The organism is Rhodococcus sp. IEGM 1372 (genome assembly GCF_030056835.1).
GTDB lineage: Bacteria > Actinomycetota > Actinomycetes > Mycobacteriales > Mycobacteriaceae > Rhodococcoides.
In genome coordinates this window covers 41,319-63,133 of record NZ_JASHKS010000008.1, presented here as the reverse complement: position 1 = coordinate 63,133, position 21,815 = coordinate 41,319, and the positions used below count along the sequence as shown (strand labels likewise).

Sequence of the window (21,815 nt, the reverse complement as noted above, 5' to 3'; positions counted from 1 at the left end):
GTGCGCAAGTTCGAGTTCCCTGTAGACGTAGCCCACGCGAAGTCGGTCAACGAGACGTTCACCGAGCTTCGCCGGTTGCGGGCCTCCGCAGCGCTCACCGCCGTGTTCCTCATCGCACTGGGAGCGTGGTTCATCTGGATCGCCGCCCCGTGGTCGTACATCCTCGGCGCGGTGTTCCTGATCGGCGCGGCCACCTCGGTCTGGGTGATGCTGTGGGCACCCCGAAAGATGGGTTCCATCGAATCGCAATATGCAGCAGGCGATCTGGTGCCGGCGGTGGTGGCCGAGAAGTTACCGGGTGGAGCGATACTGCTGGCCCTGGTCGACATCGCGAAACCGGAGGTGGACGAGCCGCACTACGTGCTGATCACCCGCGTCGTCCGGGCCCTGCCCGGACACGCCGTCGAGCGGGGCGCACAAGTTCCTGCCGTGTCGGTTCTCGCGGACCGTGGCCGAAACACCGGAGGTCGAGCGTGGCAGTTGGCCTCGGTGATGCCCATCGCCTGGGGAACCACCGATCCGGCGGTCATCGCACGCGCCGCCCGGGAGATCACCGAGGGCGAGTGGGCGTTGCTGCACGCCAACATCGGCCTGTCGGAGAAGGTCCGCACGGCCAAGAACCAGCAGTTGCTCATCGACCCGACGGATCTTCCCGACGACCTGCGCTAGAGCCTGCAGCGACCCACTAGGCCAGTGCAGCGATCACTTCCCGCTCGAAGAGTTCGATACCGGAGCGTTCGTAGGCCGCTTCGGGGAAGTAGAAGATGCCGTACGTCATCCCTTGTTCCTGCAGCGCCGTCAGGTTCTCCACGATCTGCTCAGGGGTTCCCACTGCGGGCATGCCGCGGTACGCGTCGAGTGCGCTGTGGGCCTTGTCCGCACCCACGTACTCGGTCAGACGAGCCTCGAGGGCGCGCAGCTTGTCTTCCACCTCGGCCTCGGTCTCCGCGACGACGACGTTGTAGTTCGCCGAGCGGACGATGGCATCGAAGTCGGTACCCACCGCTGCGCAATGCTCGCGCAGCAGAGCGGATTTGGCGGCGAAACCAGTGGGGGTTCCGTCGAAGTTGGTGTAGTTCGCGTACTTCGCGGCGATCTTCAGAGTCACCTTCTCCCCGCCGCCCGCGATCCACAGCGGGATGCCTCCCTCCTGCAACGGCAGGGGCCGCACCACGGCACCGTCGATCTCGTAGTACTTACCGTCCAGGAATACTTCTCCGGCCGTCCATGCTTGTCTGAAGATCTGCACACCCTCGTCGAGCCTGCCCAATCGCTCTCCGGCAGAGGGGAACCCATAGCCGTAGGCGCGGAACTCGTGCTCGTGCCAGCCGCCTCCGATGCCCATCTCGACGCGACCTCCGGAGATGATGTCGACTGTGGCAGCAACTTTGGCGAGGTATGCCGGGTTGCGGTACGACATCGCGGTGCACATCTGGCCGAGCCGGATTCGAGAGGTGGTCGCGGCCAGAGCGGACATCAGCGACCAGGCCTCGTGCGTCGCCTCGTCGGTCGCGGTGGGAACGGTGTGGAAGTGGTCGTAGACCCACAGGGATTCCCACGGACCGGCCTCGGCAGCGAGCGCGTGATCGCGCATCGCACTCCAGTGCTGGGCAGGGTCGATGCCGACGAGATCGAGACGCCACCCCTGTGGCACGAACAATCCGAATCGCATGACAGGCACAGTACAGACGCAGGGCGAAAGACCGGTTCCCGTCTGTGAACTACGCTGCAGGAATGTCCGAGTTGTTCCCCTCGCGCACAGTGGCACGGTTGCGCCCGTTCGCGTCGACGATCTTCGCCGAGATGACCGCACTCGCCGTCGAGAAGAAGGCCGTCAACCTCGGGCAGGGCTTCCCCGACACCGACGGCCCACCAGCCATGCTCGAGACCGCGCGTGAGGCCATCGCGAGCGGCCTCAACCAGTACTCCCCCGGCCCTGGCATGCCGGTGCTGCGGGCGGCCATCGCCGACGACAGGGCGGCCCGATTCGGTCTGCGCTACGACCCCGATTCGCAGATACTCGTCACCGTCGGTGCCACCGAGGCGATCTCGGCGACACTTCTCGGCCTGATCGAGTCAGGTGACGACGTCCTGCTGATCGAACCGTTCTACGACTCCTACGCGGCCGCCATCGCACTCGCCGGTGCTACTCGAACCGCCGTGCCACTGGTGTCCGACGGCAACGGATGGACCGTCGACACCGACGCCCTCGAACGCGCCATCGGGCCCCGCACGCGCATGCTGATCGTCAATTCCCCGCACAACCCCACCGGCACGGTCTTCGACCGGGACACCATGATCCGCATCGCCGACATCGCGGTCACCCACGATCTGCTGGTCCTCACCGACGAGGTCTACGAGCACCTCACCTTCGACGGCACGGTGCACACACCGATCGCGACACTGCCCGGGATGTTCGAGCGCACCGTCACGGTGTCGAGTGCCGCCAAAACCTTCAACGCCACCGGATGGAAGACCGGCTGGGCGCTGGGGCCTGCCGAATTGATCGACGCCGTCCGCGCGGCCAAACAGTTCATGACCTTCGTCGGCGGCACTCCCTTCCAACCGGCCGTCGCCTACGCGCTCGAGCACGAACAGGCGTGGATAGCGCAGATGCGCGACGGCCTGCAACGCAAACGAGACACGCTCTCGGCCGCTCTCGCAGCGACAGGTGCCGATGTGAAGTACAGCGCGGGAACGTATTTCGTCTGTGCCGACATCGCACCGATCGGACGCGGTGACGCCTACGAGTTCTGCCGTTCCCTGCCGGATCTGGTGGGCGTCGCGGCGGTTCCGGTCACGGCGTTCGTCGACGAGCCGGCTCCATGGAAGTCGTTGGTGCGCTTCGCTTTCTGCAAGCAGGACGAGGTTCTCGCCGACGCGGCCGAAAGGCTACGGAAGTTGTGACTGCGCAACCGACGATCCCGGCCTACTTCGTCAGGCAGGCCGTCGACCTCGCGACGAGGAGCGGGGTCGACCTGACCTACCCGCTGTCGATGGCCGGTATCGGATCCACCATCCTCGACAATCCTGCCGAGCGTCTGACCACCCGGCAGGTCACCGCATTCACCCAGGCGGTCTGGACGATGACCGGCGACGAACTGTTCGGTCTCGCTGCAGTACCGGTGCGGCGCGGGAGCTTTCGCGTGGTGTGCCAGACCCTCATACACACCGAGAACCTGCAGGCTGCACTGATTCGGATGTCCGAGACCATGCGGGTACTGATACCGGTACGCCCCATGACGATCGATCGAACCGAAGAATCCACGGTCCTGACGGTGCACGTCACTCCCACCACCCACCTGAGCCCGGAAGGCAACGAACTCGCCGAGCGACTGCTGACCGACTTCCTGCTGATTCTGCTGCACCGATTCGCGGCGTGGCTCATCGGCAACCGGGTCAAGCTTCTGTCGGTGCAACTGCCCTACGCGCTACCGGGCCCCGAGGCGGGAAAGATGTACGACGCCATCTTCGGAACCCACGTGGAGTTCGGAACCGAGCTCGCCACACTGGAATTCGACAGCGCGGTGATGCGGGCACCGATCGTGCAGACCGAGGCGACTTTGGCGGAGTACCTCGCGGAGTCGCCCAATCTGCTGTTCTCGTCCCGAGATTACGACAGCACTGCGTCGAGCCAGGTTCGCCGCGCCCTGGAAACCGGATTCAAAGGTGGCGCACCGGGAACCGACGAAATCGCGGCGATGTTGAACATCAGCCCGCCACACCTGCGACGAATCCTTCGGCAGGAGGGCACCTCCATCAACCAACTGCGAGAAGAAGTGCTGCGCGATGCAGCGATTTCCGGTTTGAGCCGCGGAGACAGCGTCGACGACATCTCGACCAGGTTGGGGTTCTCCGAGCCCAGCGCCTTCCGCCGAGCCTTCAAGCGATGGACCGGCCAGACCCCCGGCTCGTACCGTCTCAGCTGACGCAGAACTCGTTGCCCTCGGGATCGATCATGGTGATCCAGACACTGGGTCCCTGATGCCCTCGATGCAGTACCGACGCGCACTGGAAATGGGAACACACGTTCGATACAGTGACGGTCATGTCGCTCGCCATGCAGGGCTCGTTGTTCGGTGACGCCGACGGTGGCGTCGGGTCGCTCGAGTCCGTCACCCGTCGCGAACTCACACGCGGGGCGTGGGTGGACGTTCGGCCGGGTTGGTTGTCCGATACACACCTGTTCGATTCACTGGTGGACTCCGTCGATTGGCGGGCCGAGCGCAGGCAGATGTACGACCGCGTGGTCGATGTCCCGCGCCTGGTTCGGTTCTACGCCGAGCGCGAGCGGTGGCCCGACGCCGCACTCTACGACGCACGCGATGCCCTCGACGAGCACTACCGCGCCGAACTCGGAGAATCGTTCGCCACCGCCGGACTGTGCTATTACCGCGACGGATCCGACAGCGTCGCCTGGCACGGTGACAACATCGGCCGCAGCGCCACCGAGGACACCATGGTTGCGATCGTATCCCTCGGTGCCTCACGGCAACTCATGCTCCGACCGCGCGGCGGTGGAACGTCGTTGAAGTTCACGCTCGGTCACGGCGACCTGGTGGTGATGGGTGGCTCGTGTCAACGAACCTGGGAACATGCCGTACCCAAGTCCACCCGCGCGACCGGCCCACGCATCAGCGTGCAGTTCCGACCGCGCGGGGTCCGCTAGCGCGAGGCCCGGCGCTTCTCCACCGCGGCCGCAAGTGTGTCCAGTTGCGTTGCCGTGGTGGCCCAGTCGAGGCAGGCGTCGGTGATCGACTGCCCGTACACCAGATCGTCACGGTGGCCCAGCTCGAGATCCTGACGCCCCGCGACCAGGAAGCTCTCGAGCATCAGACCTACGATGCCGTGTTCGCCTGCCGCGACCCGCGCTGCCACGTCGGTGACCACGTCGACCTGCTTGTTGTGGTCCTTGCGGCTGTTGCCGTGGCTGGCGTCGATGACGACTCGCTCCGGTAGACCCGACTTGCGCAGGCGTGCAACGGTATCGGCGACCGATTCGGCATCGTAGTTCGGCCCGTCGTCGCCGCCGCGGAGAATGACGTGACAGTCCGGGTTTCCGACGGTGCGGATCAGAGCCGCCTGGCCGTCGAGGTCGGTGCCGGGGAAGACGTGGCTCGCGGCGGCAGCACGGGTGCCGTCGACCGCGACCTGGATGTCGCCCTCGGTGGAGTTCTTGATCCCCACCGGCATCGACAACGCACTGCACAGCTGGCGATGCACCTGACTGGCCGCAGTCCGCGCACCGATTGCGCCGTAGCTGACCAGGTCTGCGATGTACTGAGGGGTGATCGGGTCGAGGAACTCGCACCCGACCGGCAGACCGAGCGCGGAAATGTCGAGCAGCAGTTGACGTCCCACGCGCAGGCCGGCATTGATGTCGAAGCTGCCGTCGAGGTGCGGATCGTTGATCAATCCCTTCCACCCGAGCGTCGTCCTCGGCTTCTCGAAGTAGACCCGCATGACGATGTGCAGGCGATCGCCCAGTTCGGCCGCCTTGGCCGCGAGGCGTCGTGCGTAGTCGAGGGCAGCATCGGTGTCGTGCACCGAGCACGGGCCGACGACGACGATCAGTCGATCGTCACGGCCGTCCAGCACGTCGACCACGCCGGCGCGGCCGCTTCTGACGGTGGCAGAGATGGCGTCGTCCACTGCATGGTCGCGGCGCAGCACCGACGGAGCAACCAGCGGACTGATGCTGATGGTCCGCTGATCATCGAGAGGTGGGGTGTCGAGAGAGAGAGTCATGACGGGTCGTTCCTGTTCCCAGGCCGGCTCCTCATGCTCCACACGCACTTCGAGCCGGTCTGTATCCGGCTCGTGGGGTGGAGGGTCAGCGCATGGCGTCGCTGGCTGACCCACCCGGGGCCGGCCTGCTAAACCAGAAATACGTGCGCTGCATGAAAAGCACCGTAGCAGATTCGCCGTCGATGCATCTATGCTCGTCCCTGCAGTCGGTTCGCCAGGTGTCCATGAGGAGCCCCGAAGTTCACCACGGCGTCGAAGCGATGCGCGGCAGTTCCCGCGCATCGTGAGAGGGAACCCGGTGAGAATCCGGGACTGTCCCGCAGCGGTATGCAGGAACGACCGCCGTCACCACAAGCACTGAAGAAGCCTCTTCGGGAAGCGACGGCCAGTAGGAGTGGGCTTCTCGTCCACGCGCCCGCGAGTCCGAATACCTGCCGTCTGTGCTGCGCACGCCGTGCGCAGCGGTTCACCGCCTCGTGGAATGGGCGCGTAACCCTGGTTCGGCTGCTCGTGGGGCTCTCCGGGATGTGCGCGTCCGAGAAGGCGGTGCACCGTCGATGCAGCAGTCACCTGGAGACCAACCGTGAGTATCGAATTCACTGCCACCGTGCTCGGCTCGGCCCGTATCGGACCGAACCGAGAACTGAAGAAAGCCGTCGAAAACTACTGGGCCGGAGGGCTCGACGCCGTCGGACTCGAAGCCGTCGCGCGGACATTGCGCGAGAACACCTGGCGAGAACTCGCTGCCGCCGGGGTCGATTCCGTTCCGGTGAACACCTTTTCGTACTACGACCACATGCTCGACACAGCCGTGCTTCTCGGAGCGCTGCCACCGCGAGTGATGGGACTGGGCACCGACCTGGACCGGTACTTCGCGGCAGCCCGCGGCACCGACACCGTCGCACCGCTCGAGATGACCAAGTGGTTCGACACCAACTACCACTATCTCGTCCCGGAGATCTCCCCCGACACCACCTTCTCCCTGCACTCGGAGAAGGTGGTGGACGATCTGAAGGGGGCTGTGGCACTCGGCATTTCGGCCCGACCGGTGATCATCGGACCGATCACGTTCCTGCTCCTGTCCAAGGCAGTCGGCGGCAGCGCCCCTCTGCTGGACCGCCTCGACGAGATCCTGCCGCTGTATGCGGAGCTGCTGACGACACTCGCCGATGCCGGAGCGGAGTGGGTCCAGATCGACGAACCTGCGCTCGTGGCCGATCGCACCCAGAGCGAGATCGAATCCGCGAAGAAGGCCTACGACTTTCTGAGCGCAGTATCGACCAGGCCGGCCATAGTGCTGGCGTCGTACTTCGGCGACCTCGGCGCTGCGCTGCCCGTGCTCGCATCGACCGGAGTCGAGGGATTCTCGATCGATCTGACGGTGCCGGGCACCGTCGAGCAGATTGCCGTGGTACCTGCGCTGGCGGGCAAGCACATAGTCGCGGGCATCGTCGACGGTCGCAACATCTGGCGGACGGATCTCGACAAGGCACTGGCAACGTTGGCGAGCCTGTTGGGCAGTGCCGGCACGCTTGCGGTGTCGAGTTCGTGCTCGCTGCTGCATGTTCCGTACACCCTCGACGCAGAGACCGACATCGTCGATCCGCTCCGATCCTGGTTGGCGTTCGGTGCCGAGAAAGTCGCCGAGGTGACACTCCTCGCCCGAGCGCTGCGAGACGGGACCGAATCGGTGTCGTCCGAGCTCGAGCAGGCCCGCAATGCGCTCCAGACCCGTCGCACCGACCCGCGCCTGCACGACTCGGCAATCCGAGCACGCATGGAGGCGGGTGTCTCCGTCGACCGCACTCCGGCCGAGGAACGTCGTCGAGCACAGGCCGAGCGGCTGGACCTGCCGTCGTTGCCGACGACCACCATCGGCTCGTATCCGCAGACGACGCAGATACGACGTGCTCGGGCAGAGCTGCGAACGGGCGCGATCGACGATGCCGAATACGCATCCCGGATGCGGTCCGAGATCGCCGATGTCGTTGCACTGCAGGAGAAGATCGGACTCGACGTGCTGGTGCACGGCGAGCCCGAGCGAAACGACATGGTGCAGTATTTCGCCGAACGACTCAGCGGCTTCGCAGCGACGTCGAACGGCTGGGTCCAGTCGTACGGAACTCGATGCGTTCGGCCGCCGATTCTGTACGGCGACGTCTCGCGTCCCGAGCCCATGACCGTGCAGTGGTCGGAGTATGCCCAGTCCCTCACCGACAAGCCGGTCAAAGGCATGCTGACCGGCCCGGTGACGATTCTGGCGTGGTCGTTCGTCCGAGACGACCGACCGTTGGAAGAGTCCGCAGCCCAGATCGCACTGGCGATTCGGGACGAGACGATCGATCTGGAGGCAGCGGGCATACGCATCGTCCAGGTGGACGAACCTGCCCTTCGCGAACTGCTACCGCTGCGTGCGAAAGATACAGCGGCGTACCTGGAATGGGCAGTGCGGTCGTTCAAGATCTCGACCTCCGGTGTCGCCGACGACACACAGATTCACACACATCTGTGCTACTCGGAGTTCGGTGAGATCATCGACGCGATCGTCGCCCTGGACGCGGACGTGACGTCGATCGAGGCGGCCCGCTCACACATGGAGGTACTCGACGATCTGAACTCCGTCGGCTTCGACCTCGGCGTCGGCCCCGGCGTGTACGACATCCACTCACCGCGGGTGCCGAGTGTCGACGAGATCACCGAGTCACTGCAGGCGGCACTGAAAGCGGTTCCAGCCGAACGACTCTGGGTCAATCCCGACTGCGGGCTCAAGACCCGCGGGCCGGCCGAGGTGGAACGGTCACTGACGAACATGGTGCAGGCGGCGGTGGCGCTGCGCTGACACCGGGTGAGCGGAACCTCGACCCCTGCTACGAAGTTCCGCTCACCTGCGTCGCCGGATACAGGCTAGGCTTACCTGCCTACGTCCGACTGTGAAAGAGAACGAAGTGAAACGTCTACTCCTGGCCACCACGATCGTCGCGGTCACCGCACTGACCACCGTTGCCTGCGGCGGCACCGCCGAGCAGACGGCCACTCCCTCCACCAGCGCTGCGTCCGGAACCGACAACGCCACCTCGGACGCTCCCGGCCCCACCGGCATCCCCGACGGCATGGGTTCGGGTGCCGCGGACGGAGTGTTCCCCCGCACGGTCGGCCACTTCGGCGGCTCCACCGAGATCCCCGCCGAACCGAAGAAGATCGTCGTCATCGCCACCGGTCAGCTCGACGCGGCCCTCACTCTGGGCGTCGTACCCACCGGAGTCGCCTACGGAGACGGTGCCGCTCTGGTCCCGGACTACATCAGCTTCTCGTTCCCGCAGTACGCGGACCGGATGGACCGGTTCGTCGACGTCGGCAACCGGCAGGAGGTCGACATCGAGGCCATCGCCGCCATCGAACCGGATCTCATCCTGGCGAACGAGGCCGGCTCCGAGGACATCTACTCGACGCTGTCGACCATCGCGCCGACCGTACTCACCGAGGGCACCGGAGTGAACTGGAAACAGGACTTCCTGCTTCTCGCCGACGCGTTGGGCCGTACCGAGCAGGCACAGAGCTTCGTCGACACCTTCACCTCCGATGCTGCGGCACTGGGAGATTCGTTCGCGAGCGGTGGCGCGCCCACGGTCTCGTTCGTCCGCTTCACCGCCGACCGGGCACGCGTGTTCGGCATCCCGTCGTTCGCGGGCTACATCGCCTGGGACGCCGGACTGGCCCGACCGGAAAGCCAGCAGTTCGACAAGACCTCGCAGGACTTCAGCGAGGAAGAAATCCAACTGGCGAACGCGGACTGGGTGTTCGTCTCCAGCCAGGACGCCGATGCCGATTCGAGCGCCGCGTCGTACACCACCAACCCGCTGTGGACCGGCATGAGCGCGGCCACCGAGAACCACATCGTCCGAGTCGACGACGACCCGTGGTACCTCAACGCAGGTCCGACGGCGGCAACCATCGTGCTCGACGGCCTGAAGAACGCCCTGCAGAGCTGACCCCCATGTGCACGGCATCTCGTAGCAGGCTACGAGGTTCCGCTCACATCGGACAAGTAGGTTGCGCACAACTAAACCGTGCACTACTGTTCTTAAAGTGACCAACGAACTCGCACTCGACCGTCAGGTGTGCTTCGCGTTGTATTCCGCTTCGCGGGCTACCACCGCGGTGTATCGCCCGATGCTCGACGAGCTCGGCGTCACGTACCCGCAGTACCTCGTGCTGCTGGTGCTGTGGGAACAGGACGGGCGCGGCGTCAAGGACATCTGCGCCGAGCTCGATCTCGACACCGGCACTCTGTCGCCCATGCTCAAGCGGCTCGAAGGCCTCGGTTTCATCGAGCGCCGACGCCTGAGCACCGACGAACGTCGCGTCGAGATCCACCTGACCGAGACCGGAAGTGCCATGCGCACGAAGGCACTCGACATTCCACGCAAGCTCGCCGAGAAGACCGGCATGAACGTCGACGATCTCGTCAAACTCAAGGAGTCGCTCGACGCATTGACGAGCGCTCTGCATCACACCGATTCCGGCAAGACAGAAGGAGCATCATGAAGACGATCTACACCGCCGAGGCACTGGCCACCGGTGAAGGCCGAAACGGCCACGCCCGCACGTCCGACGGACGGCTCGATCTCGATCTCGCCATCCCCGAGGCCATGGGCGGCAGCGGCAACGGCACCAACCCCGAGCAGCTCTTCGCCGCCGGCTACGCCGCATGCTTCCACTCCGCACTGCAGATGGTGGCACGTCAGGACAAGGCCGACGTCACCGATTCGGCCGTCGGCGCTCGTGTCGACATCGGCCCCAACGACGCAGGCGGCTTCCAGCTCGCCGTCACCCTCGAAGTGACGCTGCCGAACCTGAGCCGCGAGAACGCACAGGCATTGGCCGACAAGGCCCACCAGGTGTGCCCGTACTCCAACGCCACCCGCGGCAACATCGACGTCACCGTCACGGTCACCGAAGACGAGTAGGGAGACACCATGAAAGCACACGAAATTCACCTCGCGTCCCGCCCACAAGGCTGGCCGACGGAGGACAACTTTCGCGCGGAGGCCGTAGACCTTCCCGAACTCGCCGACGGGCAGATCCTCGTCCGCAACATCGTGATGTCGGTCGATCCGTACATGCGCGGCCGGATGAACGACGTCAAGTCCTACGTCCCGCCGTTCCAGCTCGACGCTCCGCTCGACGGCGGCGCTGTCGGCGAGGTCGTCGAGTCCAAGGCCGAGGGCTTCGCTGTCGGCGACGCCGTTCTGCACGGCAAGGGCTGGCGCGATCTCGCCGTCGTCCCGGCGAAGGGCGCAAGCAAGGTCGACCTCGGCGCCGCGAAGGCCTCGGCATACCTCAGCGCACTCGGAATGACCGGCACGACGGCGTACGCAGGCCTGACCGAGGTCGCGTCGTTCAAGGAAGGCGACGTCGTGTTCGTGTCCGGCGCAGCCGGTGCCGTCGGATCGCTCGTCGGCCAGATCGCCAAGGCGCTCGGCGCATCTCGGGTCATCGGCAGTGCGGGCTCCCCCGCCAAGGTGGCTCGCTTGCTCGAGCTCGGTTTCGACGCGGCATTCGACTACCACGACGGCCCGGTCGCCGAGCAGCTCCGCAAGGCGGCACCGGACGGCATCGATGTGTACTTCGACAACGTCGGCGGCGAGCATCTCGAAGCTGCCATCGGTTCGATGAACAAGTACGGCCGAATTGCCATGTGCGGAGCCATCGCTCAGTACAACTCCACCGAGCCGACGCCCGCGCCGCGCAATCTCGCGCTGGCCATCGGCAAGGAACTGACGCTCAAGGGTTTCATCGTCGGCTCCTACGCGCACCTCACGGAGGAATTCCGCACGAAGATGACCCAGTGGTTGGACAGTGGCGCAATCGAATTCGACGAGACAGTCGTCGACGGTCTGGAGAACGCTCCCTCTGCGTTCATCGGACTGATGAAGGGTGAGAACACCGGCAAGATGGTCGTCACCATCTGAGTCGGACCCGAAAGGTTCTACCGCAGTCCACACCCCGGTCGGAATTTCCGACCGGGGTGTTTCCATGCTCGAGCGGTTAGAGTCGATGCATGCCCGCCGCTCCCCTGCCGTTGCGCGACGGTCTCGACCCCACCCGGGTGCGAATGCCGGACAGTGCAACCGGGGTGACCGTGCTCGAGCATCTGCGCGCCCGGTTCCCCCAGGACGCAGCGAGGCTGACCGAGAAGGTCGCCGGCGGCGAGATCGTCGACGCGGCAGGCGTACCCATCGACTCGACGACGGTCGCGAGACCGCGATCGGACATCTATCTCTACCGCGATCCACCCGTGGAGCCGACGGTGCCGTTCTCCCTCGACGTTGTCCATCAGGACGAGAACCTGCTCGTCGTCGACAAGCCGCACTTCCTGGCCACCACCCCACGCGGCGCCTACGTCGCGCGATCTGCCCTCGTCCTGCTCCGACGCCGATTCGACCTGCCCGAACTGAGTCCGGCGCATCGCCTGGACCGACTCACCGCCGGTGTTCTGGTGTTCACCGTCAGGCAGCAGGCTCGGCGGCCGTACCAGGAGTTGTTCGCTCAACGCGCGATCACCAAGCAGTACGACGCCATCGCCCCACTCGCCCAGGACCTGGACTTTCCGCTGACCGTACGCAGCCGAATCATCAAGGAACGCGGCGTCCTTCAGGCTCGTGAGGTACCCGGCGAGCCCAACGCGGACACTTTCGTGGAACTCGTCGACACGCGCGGAACCCACGGCCTGTACCGATTGCATCCGCGAACCGGAAAGACCCACCAACTTCGAGTTCACATGTGCTCGTTGGGAATTCCGATCGTCGGCGACAATTTCTACCCGGCGTTCCGCGATGTCGCCGACGACGATTACTCCGACCCCCTCCGCCTGTTGGCCCGTTCGATCGAGTTCGTCGATCCGCTCAGCGGCCTGGTTCGACGATTCGAGAGCGATCGGAGTCTCGAACCACCTGCGATGCAGCAGATTCGGCCGTGACGTCGGCGATCTCGGCGGTACGGACCGTGATGCGATGCGAAATGACTGCAAGCGCGAACAATCCGATCGCAACGTTGAACAGCGCGGCAAATCCTTCCTGAGCGAAGTCCACGAGGGCGTTGAGAAGAGTGAATATCAACGCGGACACGCGGAGGATGCGCAGAGGCCAGAGCGGGCCTTCCGGGCGTAACCGCAGCATCGCCGGCAGCGCCGTGGCGAAGGTGAGACAGGCACTGACGAACAGGATCCCGCTGGCAATTCCCATGCCGTCGATGTCGATCGTCAGGTCGCGCCGATCGATGTCCAGGTCGCCGATCACGAGTTCGACGATTCCGAACACCACTCCGGCCCCGGAGAGCAGAACCAGTCCCCAGCCGACGACGGGAATCCACCGGGGGCTGGTGAAGAAGGCGGGGATCAGCCGAGGAACGAAGTTCCACAGCGAGTGGGTCCGCGACGTCGACGAACGACAGCGACCGAGCAACAGTCTGATCCCGGCCACGGTGTCCGCGTCGGCCCCCTCGGCCTCGGCGCGCGCGAGCATTCGTAGCGCCCAGTCGCGCCGATGCTTGGGCAGTCCGTGCGCGACGCCGTCGGCGGCGATCGCAGCCGCATTGGCCAGCGATTCGTCGACCGAGGGCCGGCGGAACTCCCGGACGATCCTGCTGAACACCAACAGCAGGACCACCAGGACGTACATGATCTCCGACGAGGGTCCGTAGAAATAGTCGTTGTCCTTGGTGACGAATTTGCCGACTTCGTCGAGGAACAACCCGAATCCGATCCCACCGAGCAGCACGGTGAACACCCGAACGCCGAACCCGATGAACATCCACCCGATCAGCAGCGCGAGCATCATCGCCGCTCCGCCGTACAGGGCATGAGCGATGTGCAGCGACTTTCCGCCTACCTGGGGATAGTGGGTCAACTCCAGGTATGCCCTGGTGATCAGAATGGTCGCGATGGCCACGACCATGAATGCCTCGGATGCGGGGCTGCCGTAAGCATCGCGAATCATGCCACTGCGGTATGTGGTCCCCGAACGACCCGTCATCGATCGATTATGTGCCGCCCGCCGCGCCCACGGGCGGTTTTCGGTCGCCTCTGTTTCCCGGGTTGACAAACTGGGTTGCCGAAACTGCAATGGAGTCATGGACGACACGAACAAGGGTCTGGACGAGGTCATCGCAGGCCTCGGCCCCCGCCTCAAGCGCATCAGGATGGAGAAGAACACCACCCTGGCGTCGCTGTCGGACACCACGGGAATTTCGATCAGCACACTGTCACGGCTCGAGTCCGGTGACCGCAAGCCCAGCCTCGAGTTGCTGTGGCCCATCGCTCGGGCCCATCAGATGAAACTCGACGATCTGGTGACTGCACCTCCCGTGGCGGACCCTCGGGTGCGCACCACGGCCACCGTTCGCGAACATGTGACGATCCTTCCTCTGACGCTGCGTCCCGGCGGCCTGCAGGCGTACAAGCTTCTGATCCGCCCGGAGAGCTCGGAGCCGCGTCCCCGAACCCACGAGGGGTACGAGTGGTTCTACGTCCTCGACGGCACCCTGCGTCTGATTCTCGGCGAGCACGATCTGACGATGAAGGCCGGTGAGGCAGCCGAATTCGACACTCGTGTGCCGCACTGGTTCGGTGCCGTCGGAGACCGGCCGGTCGAGCTTCTGAGCTTGTTCGGACCCCAGGGCGAGCGGATGCACGTGCGGGCGAAACCGACGGTATGAAATGTCATGTCCGTGTGAGACAGTGAAGCCCGTTCGACCCCAGGAACCGCTTCGGTCATCCGCACCGACCACACCATCTCGAGGAAAAAGATGACCGACAGACTGCCCGAATCGCCTGCATCTCGTACTCACGTGGACATCGCAACCGGCGTGCTCATCGGGATCCACGGCGGCTCCGTCGCCGACGCCATCGACGAGCTGTTCACGACCGCGAGAAATCACCGGGTCAGTCTGTTCGAGCTCTCTCGCACACTCATCACCGTCGCGGAGGGCCGCGACATCGAGCGATCCTCCGCAACCGATGCGGTGTACGAGGTGTGGGGCTCGGCACTCGGCCGTCGAGGCGCGGAGACGACCTTCGGTATGGTCACCGATTCCGCAGCTGTCTGATCGAACCCGGGAGTCAGCCGCGAACGGATGGATCGCTGCGCAGCTCGGGAAAGCGCGCCGTCATCGCATCGATGTGTCGGTACATTTCGTACAGCTCGGTCCTGAGCGCCGACGCCTCGGACTCGAATGCTCGGGCCTTGGATTCGGCGCGATCCGCGCGAGCTCGAAATGCCTTGGACTGCGCCAGTTCGATGGAGGCCGAACACGTCTCGATGTGTTCGGCCAGTCCTCTCGCGAACACCTTTGCCTGCTCGAGGTTGACGGCATAGTTGTCGTCTCGCGGAGCCGGTGACGCCGCGCCGTTCGCTGTGCCCATGGAACTCGTCACCCTCGATCGTCGGCCGGAAATTCTTTCGCGACTCTACGCTCGGCGTCGAACGCTTCGTTCGTGAACCGGTGTCAGCCGAAGACGAGTGCCAGGACCACGGACGCCGAGGTGGCGGCGATAGCGATCACGATGGTCGCCGCTATGGCTCGCTGTCGCACCGTGCGGTAGCTCGCCCCCGCACGAGCACCGGCGAAGTCGTCATCGTCGGCATCGAGATCGGAGTCGTAGAAGTCGTCCGAGTTCAGCCCGTCCTCGTCGAAATAGACGACGTCTCGCGGCGGCACCCACTGTTGTCCGTTGGCTTCGATCGCGGCCCCGAGCCGTTCGAGCCGAATCCGAGCACGGGTGGGGTACCAATCGGACGGCGCGTGGATGGGCAGGGCCCGCGCCATCATCAGAGGCGATCTGTACTGCTTCTCCAGTGCGGCGAACGCAGCGGACGCCGTCGGATCGTCGTCGGACTTGTCGGTGAGAAACCATGCCGCTCCGGCCGCCGCACGATCGCCGAGTACCAGATACGTGTACGCGAGCAATTCGAGAATGCCGGGCGATGTCGGGTTTCGGACCAATGCGCCGACCAGTCGATCCCTGGCAGCGATGCTGTCTCCGCGCGCCAGATCCTCCTGCGCTCGATCGATCACGTCCACGCGTCGACAATAACTCGTGGACGCGAAAAAGCCCCTGCCGGAGTACCGGAAGGGGCATTCATCGTGCTTGTCGATACATGTGCTCGTCGATCCACACCGTGGTGGCCAGGGCCGGGATCGAACCGGCGACCTTCCGCTTTTCAGGCGGACGCTCGTACCAACTGAGCTACCTGGCCGGGCGGCACCGGTACTACAATGCCATCGCAATGCCGATACTCTCGTATCGATGTTGCGACCCTGACGGGACTCGAACCCGCGACCTCCGCCGTGACAGGGCGGCGCGCTAACCAACTGCGCCACAGGGCCTTGCTGTTGTTGCCGCGCTATTTCTAGCGTAGAAACTCTCCGAACTGCAAATCCGCACCTCGCGGAGAGCGAGACGAAGAATGCTGTACTGCCGACCGGGTTGTCAAACCGATCTCTTCCTACGTACCCCCTACGGGATTCGAACCCGCGCTACCGCCTTGAAAGGGCGGCGTCCTAGGCCGCTAGACGAAGGGGGCCCGCCGAACTGCTTCGACGTTACCCTCAACGGCGTTCCGTTGGGAGCTGGGATAGCTTAGGACACTTTCGCTGTAAATCTCAAACCGGCAGGTCAGAGGCGGTTTTTGCGCAGTTTTCACTGTAGTGATCCCACCCGTGCAGTTTGAACTCGGCGAGCCAACGCTCCGACGCCATCGCTAGCAGCACGACCTCGACGGATTCTTCGAACCGCTCGCGCAGATCTGCGTTGTCGGCCACCAGATCCGACATGTAGCGCTGACCCGCCATCGACGCTGCGAGCACTCGCACGAACTTGGTCGCGTCGAACTCCGGCTTCAGGTCACCCATCGCCAGAGCACGCTCGGCCTGCGCGAGCCCCTGAGCGCCCCAGACTCGACCGCCGCCCGAATGGACCTCCGCGTAGAACTCCGGCTCGACTATCAGCCGGAACTCCGCGCGCACGATCACGTCGTTCTGGAAGTTCTGTGCGATGTCGTCCACGATCCCGCGGATGACGTAGAACGGATGCGCAGTGGTGTCGGCCCACTTCTCCGTGATGGCGACGTACCGATCCAGTCCGGCAGCGAGCACAGCCCGGGCCAGATCTTCCTTGGACTGGAAATGGAAATACATCGCGCCCTTGGTGGCATTGGAGCCCTCCAAAATGGTGTTGACGGATGCAGCTGCGTATCCGCGTTTGGCGAATTCCGCCGCCGCCGCCTCCACGATGGCCGCCCGGGTCCGCCGTGCGCGCTCTTGTTGTGCCATGTATTCCGTGCCTCCGAGCCCCAAGCGCCCTGCGTATCCGCAGGTAGTACAGATAGAGAGTACTTCACCCGAACGACATGCGAGTCGACTCACCTACGGTTCGCTTCGACACATACACCCGACAGAAAAATCGGTTAGGCAACCGAAACAAGCCGAATGGAATGATCTGCGCGGCTCGAGTGCGCTGCAGGGGGTGCGCACTCGAGCCGCACTTCTGCGCCCCTCCCCGCGCCGAACCACACGCCGACCCAGTCGCTTTCGGCGGTGCCCGAGACACCGTCCGTTCCCCACGAACCGAACGGTCGACGCGTCGCCCACGCCGCTCCGGGAGCACGGACAACTTTCGGTTAAAAACCGAATTACATTTCACGGTAACGGATCTCGAGCGCCAACTGCTTCGCCTTGCTCGTTAGCATTTCAAATCTACTGCCCAACAAACGAATACGTCGTAGGTGCCGAGCACATTCGGTCAAATCGATTGCACGGTAATCGATATGAGAAAGACCGCTCGGTAACGTTTCCGACACGTTCACGGTCTTCGACCGAGCTGGCGCCTGCGCTGACTTACTGTGAAATACACCACAGGGGGAGATCGGCCGATTCGAGACGAGTGAATGCCATGAAGGTATCGATCTGCGCATTTCGTTCCATCACGACGGTGATCGCGGTGGCCGTGCTCACGCTCTCGACGACCGGAACGGCGACCGCCGACCCTCTGGGCAACTTCGTGGCACCCGTCGCCGATCCAGCTCTCTACCTACCCACACCACTCGGCGAGCCCTGGTTCGATCCGCCCGCAGGCTACGAACAACGACCTCCCGGGTCGGTGCTGGCAACCCGACAGGTGACCGTCGGGCCGCTGTTCACGCCGGTCACGTCGACTCAGATCCTGTTTCGTACCAACGACTCCAAGGACCGGCCCGTTGCTGCGGCCACCACCGTGATCGTGCCGACCGCACCGTGGACAGGGTCCGGAAGCCGGCCCGTCGTGGCGTACAACATGGCCATCAACTCACTCGGCAACACGTGCGCACCGTCCTGGCTGCTCCCGCGCGGGTTGGCCCGGGAGATCCCGGCAGTGCAGGCCTTCCTGGCCAAGAACTACGCCGTCGTCGTCACCGATCACGAGGGGCCACGGCAGGCGTACGCCGCCGGACGCATGGCCGCGCACGCGGTACTCGATGCCCTCCGAGCGATGGTCCGGCTACCCGAGCTCGGTTTGCCCGCGTCGTCTCCCATCGCTGTCACGGGGTATTCGGGTGGGGCGATCGCCACAGGATGGGCGGCGCAAGTGGCCCCCTCGTACGCGCCCGACGTCAATCTGGTCGGCGCGGCGTTCGGTGGTCCGCCGACCGATTACCGGATTCTGCTGACGTCGATAAACGGAACTGCGGCATCGACGCTTTTCCTGTCCGCAGCACTCGGAGTGGCCCGCGAGTACCCCGAACTGTTCTCGCTGATGAACGCCAACGGACTGCGCCTGGCCACCGTCGCCAAGGATATGTGCGTCAGCCTGCTCGCCCCCGGTGGACTGGTGGCCCCGATCCCCGCGCAGGCGCTCTCGGACATCCCCGACGTCGATCGCACCGAGATCGCCGAGAGCGTCATCGCCGCGACCCGCCTCGGCGGCGACCTCGCCCCCACCATCCCCACGATGATCTACCAGGGACAACAGGAGTTCTGGATTCCACGACAGGGAGCCGAGACCCTCTACGACGAGTGGTGCGCGCAGGGTGCGAACGTCAGACTGGAGGAGTATCTCGGCGAGCACCTGATCGTCGCGTTCAGCGGCATCCCGGGCGCGTACGCCTGGATCGACGACCGACTGGCCGGCATTCCGGTGCCGAGCGGATGCAGCAGCTTCGGACGCTGACCCCGGTCGACACCAGTGCCGGGGGTACTGCCCGTCGGCACCGCGCGGCCCATTACACTTTCGAGCCGCGCCCCTATAGCTCAGTTGGTAGAGCTACGGACTTTTAATCCGCAGGTCGTAGGTTCGAGTCCTACTGGGGGCACCATCTTGACCAGGTAATTCCTGGTCAGACGCAGTATCGGGAGCCTCAGAATCACCCGAAGTGGTCACCGAATGGTCATGAAGACCCTGACGTAACCCCTGGTCACGGCCCGCGCGAGGCACCAACCCAGCGGCCGCTTCCGCGACGAATCCCCTACCGGGCACTCCTGCGGTAGGGATTCATCGTTTTCAGAGGCTGTCGAGGTAGGCGTCGACGTCGGTCCGTCGCCACTTCAGCGGCAAGTTTGCGGGGCCGAGCTTGATCGCCTTGGAATACAGCGGGTGCGTATGCCGGTTATTGTGAATAGTCCCCACCGCAACACCCAGCTCAGCGGCAAGTTCGTGAACGTTCATCAGACGCGGATTCGCGCTCATTTTGAGAGCAGATCAGCCCCGATGTTCGTGAGCAAGCTGTAACGCAACTCGGTACCCAGACCATATAAAAGTTTGTATAGTGACAGGGTGAGCAAGCGACGGGATACGTGAAAGAGGTCGACTTCATCGGCAAGGCCCTCGATGACCTGAGGGACTTCCCGGACGAAGCACGCCAGCAAGCGGGCTATCAAATCGATCTACTGCAACGAGGCGGTAGACCCGTCGGGGCCAAGCCCATGGGCACAGTAGGTCAAGGTTGCCAAGAGTTGGTCATCGACGCCAACGATGGTTGGTTCCGAGTGTTCTATGTCACCAAGATTGGCGACACAATCGTTGTTCTTCATGCGTTTCAGAAGAAGACGAACCAGACATCCCAGAAGGACATCAAGATCGGTCAGGCGCGATACAAGATCGCGCTGGAGACCTTGGGTTCGGGACAGTGATGAGGAGAGTACAAACGATGTCGGAATCACAGAGGTTCGCAAGTGTGTGGGACGCGTTGTCCGATACGCCGGCCGAAGCCGAGAACCTCAAGGTGCGCTCCGCTCTGATGATCAAGATCAAAGAGCGCATCGACGAGTTCGGCTGGTCGCAGACGGTCGCAGCAAGAAACCTGGGAGTAACCCAGCCCCGGATATCAGATCTGAAGACAGGCAAAATCGATCGATTCTCGGTCGACAACCTGATCAACATGGCGGGAACGGTCGGCCTGACGGTCTCGGTGAATATCGACGCTGTACAGGCCTCGACAGACGCCACCTCGACAGAGGGTGTGTCGAAAACGGACTGCCAACTCGTCTGACGCACCCTTCAATTGCATGCCCCCCTCCCACCAGTGGAGGGGGGCATTTTCGTGCCATCGTTCGGTGGCTTCGAAGTGGTCACAGAGGAACCGTGTGACCACGCAACCAGCCGTCACCAACCGATGGCACGGAGGTCCGTCGAACAGGACTGACTGTCACTCACTGGGTTTCACCGTCATCAGGTGTCACGGACTCGTTCTGACTTTTAATCCGCAGGTCGTAGGTTCGAGTCCTACTGGGGACACCACACACCGTCCTGGTAACAGTGATCACACCTGTCCGGAACGTACACTCGGACGTAACGATCGGCCGAGGCCGAGCGACGTGCAGGGGGAACTGCAGCGGTCGTGAACTCGCGGAAGCCGGTCGGAGGATCGACGCTCCGGGGGCACATCGCGTCGATCGACACCGAACATCACGACCGCCGGAACAGCAAGTGAACAGGCTCGACACGGTTCACACCGAACCTACGGTGCCGTAAGCTGGACCGGTCGTACGCAATCTATGGAGGCGATCTAATGGCGAGGGATCTGACACAGCTCGAGCTTCTGCAAGAGCTGGTGCCCACTGCCGAGGACAATGTGAACCGTCACATCTCGATGGCGCGGGAGTGGCACCCTCACGACTACGTCCCGTGGGACGAAGGTCGCAACTTCGCCGCACTCGGCGGCCAGGACTACGACCCGGAGCAGTCCAAACTCTCCGACGTCGCACAGGCCGCGATGATCACCAACCTGCTCACCGAGGACAACCTGCCGTCCTACCACCGTGAGATCGCCGAGAACTTCTCCCAGGACGGTGCCTGGGGAACCTGGGTCGGCCGCTGGACCGCCGAGGAGAACCGCCACGGCATCGTCATGCGCGACTACCTCGTCGTCACCCGCGGCGTCGATCCCGTCGCCCTCGAAGAAGCCCGCATGATCCACATGACCAACGGGTTCGCCTCACCGGCAGGATCACAGACGGGTCTGCTGCACTCGGTCGCCTACGTGACCTTCCAGGAACTCGCCACCCGCGTCTCACACCGCAACACCGGCAAGGTCTGCGACGATCCGATCGCCGACCGGATGCTCCAGCGCATCGCCGCCGACGAGAACCTGCACATGATCTTCTACCGAAACATCACCGGCGCAGCGATGGACATCGCTCCCGACCAGACCCTCGACGCGGTCTCCGACATCGTGACGAACTTCGTCATGCCCGGTGCCGGGATGCCGAACTTCCGCCGCAACGGTGTGCTGATGGCCAAGCACGGCATCTACGACCTGCGTCAGCACCTCGAGGACGTCGTCTGGCCGGTCCTGCGCAAGTGGAGCGTCTTCGAGCGCAACGACTTCACCGCACGCGGGGAGAACAAGCGCGAAGAACTCGCCGCGTTCCTCGAAGACCTCGAGCGGCAGGCCACCAAGTTCGAGGAAATGCGCGATCGCTCCCTCGCCCGCGAACGCGCGAAGGCCGAAGCACGCGCGTCGTAAGCTCAGATCGGCTGGTGTGCCCGGTACCGACTTCGGTGCCGGGCACCACTGTTTTCCGGCTTCTGTCTT

General features: G+C 64.1%; 23 protein-coding genes, 4 tRNA genes, 1 pseudogene and 1 riboswitch. Of the genes and pseudogenes, 17 read left to right on the top strand and 11 right to left on the bottom strand.

Annotation, left to right across the window (positions count from 1 at the left end; translation table 11 throughout):
* Complete coding sequence (locus tag QM590_RS10420; RefSeq protein WP_269594813.1) at positions 1 to 669, top strand: DUF3239 domain-containing protein; 669 nt, start codon at positions 1 to 3, stop codon at positions 667 to 669.
* Positions 670 to 685: 16 nt separating this feature from the next.
* On the opposite strand, the gene QM590_RS10415 is transcribed toward QM590_RS10420, so the two are convergent.
* Positions 686 to 1,672 (bottom strand): LLM class F420-dependent oxidoreductase, encoded by a 987-nt coding sequence (locus tag QM590_RS10415; protein WP_269594812.1) that lies wholly within the window; start codon positions 1,670 to 1,672, stop codon positions 686 to 688.
* Positions 1,673 to 1,734: 62 nt separating this feature from the next.
* Between QM590_RS10415 and QM590_RS10410 the strand changes: the two genes are divergently transcribed.
* Positions 1,735 to 2,907: a pyridoxal phosphate-dependent aminotransferase gene (locus tag QM590_RS10410; protein WP_269594811.1), complete on the top strand. Its 1,173-nt coding sequence runs from the start codon at positions 1,735 to 1,737 to the stop codon at positions 2,905 to 2,907.
* On the top strand, positions 2,904 to 3,929 hold the full coding sequence (locus QM590_RS10405; protein ID WP_094639371.1) for an AraC family transcriptional regulator: 1,026 nt from the start codon (positions 2,904 to 2,906) through the stop codon (positions 3,927 to 3,929). The genes QM590_RS10410 and QM590_RS10405 overlap by 4 nt, the downstream gene beginning before the upstream one ends.
* Here QM590_RS10405 and QM590_RS10400 read toward each other — a convergent pair.
* Positions 3,922 to 4,008 (bottom strand): annotated as a pseudogene (locus QM590_RS10400) (VOC family protein); the annotation flags it as partial. The gene QM590_RS10405 and the pseudogene QM590_RS10400 sit on opposite strands and share 8 nt — an antisense overlap.
* Before the next feature lie 40 nt (positions 4,009 to 4,048).
* Here QM590_RS10400 and QM590_RS10395 point away from each other — a divergent pair.
* The gene (locus tag QM590_RS10395; protein ID WP_269594810.1) at positions 4,049 to 4,669 is read left to right on the top strand and encodes an alpha-ketoglutarate-dependent dioxygenase AlkB; all 621 of its coding nucleotides are present in this window, start codon (positions 4,049 to 4,051) and stop codon (positions 4,667 to 4,669) included.
* Here QM590_RS10395 and QM590_RS10390 read toward each other — a convergent pair.
* Positions 4,666 to 5,748 carry a 3-deoxy-7-phosphoheptulonate synthase gene (locus QM590_RS10390; protein ID WP_149405023.1) on the bottom strand — a complete coding sequence of 361 codons (1,083 nt, stop codon included), beginning with the start codon at positions 5,746 to 5,748 and terminating at the stop codon, positions 4,666 to 4,668. The genes QM590_RS10395 and QM590_RS10390 overlap by 4 nt on opposite strands.
* A gap of 239 nt (positions 5,749 to 5,987) precedes the next feature.
* A riboswitch (cobalamin riboswitch) is annotated at positions 5,988 to 6,201 on the top strand.
* A gap of 130 nt (positions 6,202 to 6,331) precedes the next feature.
* Between QM590_RS10390 and metE the strand changes: the two genes are divergently transcribed.
* From metE to QM590_RS10360, 6 genes are all read left to right on the top strand, one after another.
* Positions 6,332 to 8,587: a 5-methyltetrahydropteroyltriglutamate--homocysteine S-methyltransferase gene (gene metE / locus QM590_RS10385; RefSeq protein ID WP_269594809.1), complete on the top strand. Its 2,256-nt coding sequence runs from the start codon at positions 6,332 to 6,334 to the stop codon at positions 8,585 to 8,587.
* A gap of 106 nt (positions 8,588 to 8,693) precedes the next feature.
* Complete coding sequence (locus tag QM590_RS10380; protein WP_269594808.1) at positions 8,694 to 9,737, top strand: ABC transporter substrate-binding protein; 1,044 nt, start codon at positions 8,694 to 8,696, stop codon at positions 9,735 to 9,737.
* A gap of 97 nt (positions 9,738 to 9,834) precedes the next feature.
* Positions 9,835 to 10,293, top strand: coding sequence for a MarR family winged helix-turn-helix transcriptional regulator (locus QM590_RS10375; protein ID WP_269594807.1), 459 nt, complete (start codon positions 9,835 to 9,837; stop codon positions 10,291 to 10,293).
* A complete protein-coding gene (locus QM590_RS10370; protein ID WP_027495882.1) occupies positions 10,290 to 10,715 on the top strand; it encodes an organic hydroperoxide resistance protein in 426 nt (141 codons plus the stop codon). Before QM590_RS10375 ends, QM590_RS10370 begins: the two co-directional genes overlap by 4 nt.
* Positions 10,716 to 10,724: 9 nt before the next feature.
* Positions 10,725 to 11,720, top strand: coding sequence for an NADP-dependent oxidoreductase (locus QM590_RS10365; protein WP_269594806.1), 996 nt, complete (start codon positions 10,725 to 10,727; stop codon positions 11,718 to 11,720).
* 89 nt (positions 11,721 to 11,809) lie between these two features.
* On the top strand, positions 11,810 to 12,727 hold the full coding sequence (locus QM590_RS10360; RefSeq protein ID WP_269594805.1) for a pseudouridine synthase: 918 nt from the start codon (positions 11,810 to 11,812) through the stop codon (positions 12,725 to 12,727).
* On the opposite strand, the gene QM590_RS10355 is transcribed toward QM590_RS10360, so the two are convergent.
* Complete coding sequence (locus QM590_RS10355) at positions 12,654 to 13,745, bottom strand: hypothetical protein (RefSeq protein WP_269594804.1); 1,092 nt, start codon at positions 13,743 to 13,745, stop codon at positions 12,654 to 12,656. The two genes, QM590_RS10360 and QM590_RS10355, sit on opposite strands and share 74 nt — an antisense overlap.
* Positions 13,746 to 13,878: 133 nt before the next feature.
* Between QM590_RS10355 and QM590_RS10350 the strand changes: the two genes are divergently transcribed.
* Both QM590_RS10350 and QM590_RS10345 read left to right on the top strand, forming a co-directional pair.
* Positions 13,879 to 14,463, top strand: a complete 585-nt coding sequence (locus QM590_RS10350) for a helix-turn-helix domain-containing protein (protein WP_149405019.1) — start codon at positions 13,879 to 13,881, stop codon at positions 14,461 to 14,463.
* A gap of 90 nt (positions 14,464 to 14,553) precedes the next feature.
* Positions 14,554 to 14,853, top strand: coding sequence for an ANTAR domain-containing protein (locus QM590_RS10345; RefSeq protein WP_143536687.1), 300 nt, complete (start codon positions 14,554 to 14,556; stop codon positions 14,851 to 14,853).
* 13 nt (positions 14,854 to 14,866) lie between these two features.
* Here QM590_RS10345 and QM590_RS10340 read toward each other — a convergent pair whose 3' ends face one another.
* The 6 genes from QM590_RS10340 to QM590_RS10315 all read right to left on the bottom strand — a co-directional run bounded on the left by QM590_RS10340 (position 14,867) and on the right by QM590_RS10315 (position 17,079).
* Entirely contained in the window at positions 14,867 to 15,169 is a 303-nt protein-coding gene (locus QM590_RS10340) for a hypothetical protein (RefSeq protein WP_149405017.1), read from the bottom strand.
* 83 nt (positions 15,170 to 15,252) lie between these two features.
* A complete protein-coding gene (locus tag QM590_RS10335) occupies positions 15,253 to 15,828 on the bottom strand; it encodes a DUF6584 family protein (protein WP_094671531.1) in 576 nt (191 codons plus the stop codon).
* A gap of 99 nt (positions 15,829 to 15,927) precedes the next feature.
* Positions 15,928 to 16,004 (bottom strand) — tRNA-Phe (locus QM590_RS10330).
* 56 nt (positions 16,005 to 16,060) lie between these two features.
* Positions 16,061 to 16,134: transfer RNA gene (locus tag QM590_RS10325), tRNA-Asp, on the bottom strand.
* A gap of 124 nt (positions 16,135 to 16,258) precedes the next feature.
* Positions 16,259 to 16,331 (bottom strand) — tRNA-Glu (locus QM590_RS10320).
* Between the two features lie 79 nt (positions 16,332 to 16,410).
* Positions 16,411 to 17,079: a TetR family transcriptional regulator gene (locus QM590_RS10315; RefSeq protein WP_068047934.1), complete on the bottom strand. Its 669-nt coding sequence runs from the start codon at positions 17,077 to 17,079 to the stop codon at positions 16,411 to 16,413.
* 619 nt (positions 17,080 to 17,698) lie between these two features.
* Here QM590_RS10315 and QM590_RS10310 point away from each other — a divergent pair.
* A complete protein-coding gene (locus QM590_RS10310) occupies positions 17,699 to 18,952 on the top strand; it encodes a lipase family protein (protein ID WP_269594803.1) in 1,254 nt (417 codons plus the stop codon).
* A gap of 69 nt (positions 18,953 to 19,021) precedes the next feature.
* Positions 19,022 to 19,097, top strand: a tRNA-Lys gene (locus QM590_RS10305).
* Positions 19,098 to 19,282: 185 nt separating this feature from the next.
* Here QM590_RS10305 and QM590_RS10300 read toward each other — a convergent pair.
* Entirely contained in the window at positions 19,283 to 19,468 is a 186-nt protein-coding gene (locus QM590_RS10300) for a helix-turn-helix transcriptional regulator (RefSeq protein ID WP_269594802.1), read from the bottom strand.
* 107 nt (positions 19,469 to 19,575) lie between these two features.
* Here QM590_RS10300 and QM590_RS10295 point away from each other — a divergent pair, with 107 nt between their 5' ends.
* From QM590_RS10295 to QM590_RS10285, 3 genes are all read left to right on the top strand, one after another.
* On the top strand, positions 19,576 to 19,911 hold the full coding sequence (locus QM590_RS10295) for a type II toxin-antitoxin system RelE/ParE family toxin (protein WP_269594801.1): 336 nt from the start codon (positions 19,576 to 19,578) through the stop codon (positions 19,909 to 19,911).
* A 17-nt stretch (positions 19,912 to 19,928) separates the two neighbouring features.
* Positions 19,929 to 20,270, top strand: a complete 342-nt coding sequence (locus QM590_RS10290; protein WP_269594800.1) for a helix-turn-helix domain-containing protein — start codon at positions 19,929 to 19,931, stop codon at positions 20,268 to 20,270.
* Between the two features lie 519 nt (positions 20,271 to 20,789).
* Entirely contained in the window at positions 20,790 to 21,746 is a 957-nt protein-coding gene (locus tag QM590_RS10285) for an acyl-ACP desaturase (protein WP_068283329.1), read from the top strand.
* The last annotated feature ends 69 nt before the right edge of the window (positions 21,747 to 21,815 follow it).

Excerpts from the sequence above, each read along its gene's own strand:
- QM590_RS10315 (WP_068047934.1), bottom strand. The coding sequence starts at position 17,079 with ATGGCACAACAAGAGCGCGCACGGCGGACCCGGGCGGCCATCGTGGAG.
- QM590_RS10390 (WP_149405023.1), bottom strand. The coding sequence starts at position 5,748 with ATGACTCTCTCTCTCGACACCCCACCTCTCGATGATCAGCGGACCATC.
- QM590_RS10290 (WP_269594800.1), top strand. The coding sequence starts at position 19,929 with ATGTCGGAATCACAGAGGTTCGCAAGTGTGTGGGACGCGTTGTCCGAT.
- QM590_RS10355 (WP_269594804.1), bottom strand. The coding sequence starts at position 13,745 with ATGATTCGCGATGCTTACGGCAGCCCCGCATCCGAGGCATTCATGGTC.
- QM590_RS10285 (WP_068283329.1), top strand. The coding sequence starts at position 20,790 with ATGGCGAGGGATCTGACACAGCTCGAGCTTCTGCAAGAGCTGGTGCCC.
- QM590_RS10350 (WP_149405019.1), top strand. The coding sequence starts at position 13,879 with ATGGACGACACGAACAAGGGTCTGGACGAGGTCATCGCAGGCCTCGGC.
- QM590_RS10300 (WP_269594802.1), bottom strand. The coding sequence starts at position 19,468 with ATGAGCGCGAATCCGCGTCTGATGAACGTTCACGAACTTGCCGCTGAG.
- QM590_RS10395 (WP_269594810.1), top strand. The coding sequence starts at position 4,049 with ATGTCGCTCGCCATGCAGGGCTCGTTGTTCGGTGACGCCGACGGTGGC.
- QM590_RS10360 (WP_269594805.1), top strand. The coding sequence starts at position 11,810 with ATGCCCGCCGCTCCCCTGCCGTTGCGCGACGGTCTCGACCCCACCCGG.
- QM590_RS10415 (WP_269594812.1), bottom strand. The coding sequence starts at position 1,672 with ATGCGATTCGGATTGTTCGTGCCACAGGGGTGGCGTCTCGATCTCGTC.
- QM590_RS10340 (WP_149405017.1), bottom strand. The coding sequence starts at position 15,169 with ATGGGCACAGCGAACGGCGCGGCGTCACCGGCTCCGCGAGACGACAAC.
- QM590_RS10410 (WP_269594811.1), top strand. The coding sequence starts at position 1,735 with ATGTCCGAGTTGTTCCCCTCGCGCACAGTGGCACGGTTGCGCCCGTTC.
- QM590_RS10345 (WP_143536687.1), top strand. The coding sequence starts at position 14,554 with ATGACCGACAGACTGCCCGAATCGCCTGCATCTCGTACTCACGTGGAC.
- QM590_RS10310 (WP_269594803.1), top strand. The coding sequence starts at position 17,699 with ATGAAGGTATCGATCTGCGCATTTCGTTCCATCACGACGGTGATCGCG.
- QM590_RS10370 (WP_027495882.1), top strand. The coding sequence starts at position 10,290 with ATGAAGACGATCTACACCGCCGAGGCACTGGCCACCGGTGAAGGCCGA.
- QM590_RS10365 (WP_269594806.1), top strand. The coding sequence starts at position 10,725 with ATGAAAGCACACGAAATTCACCTCGCGTCCCGCCCACAAGGCTGGCCG.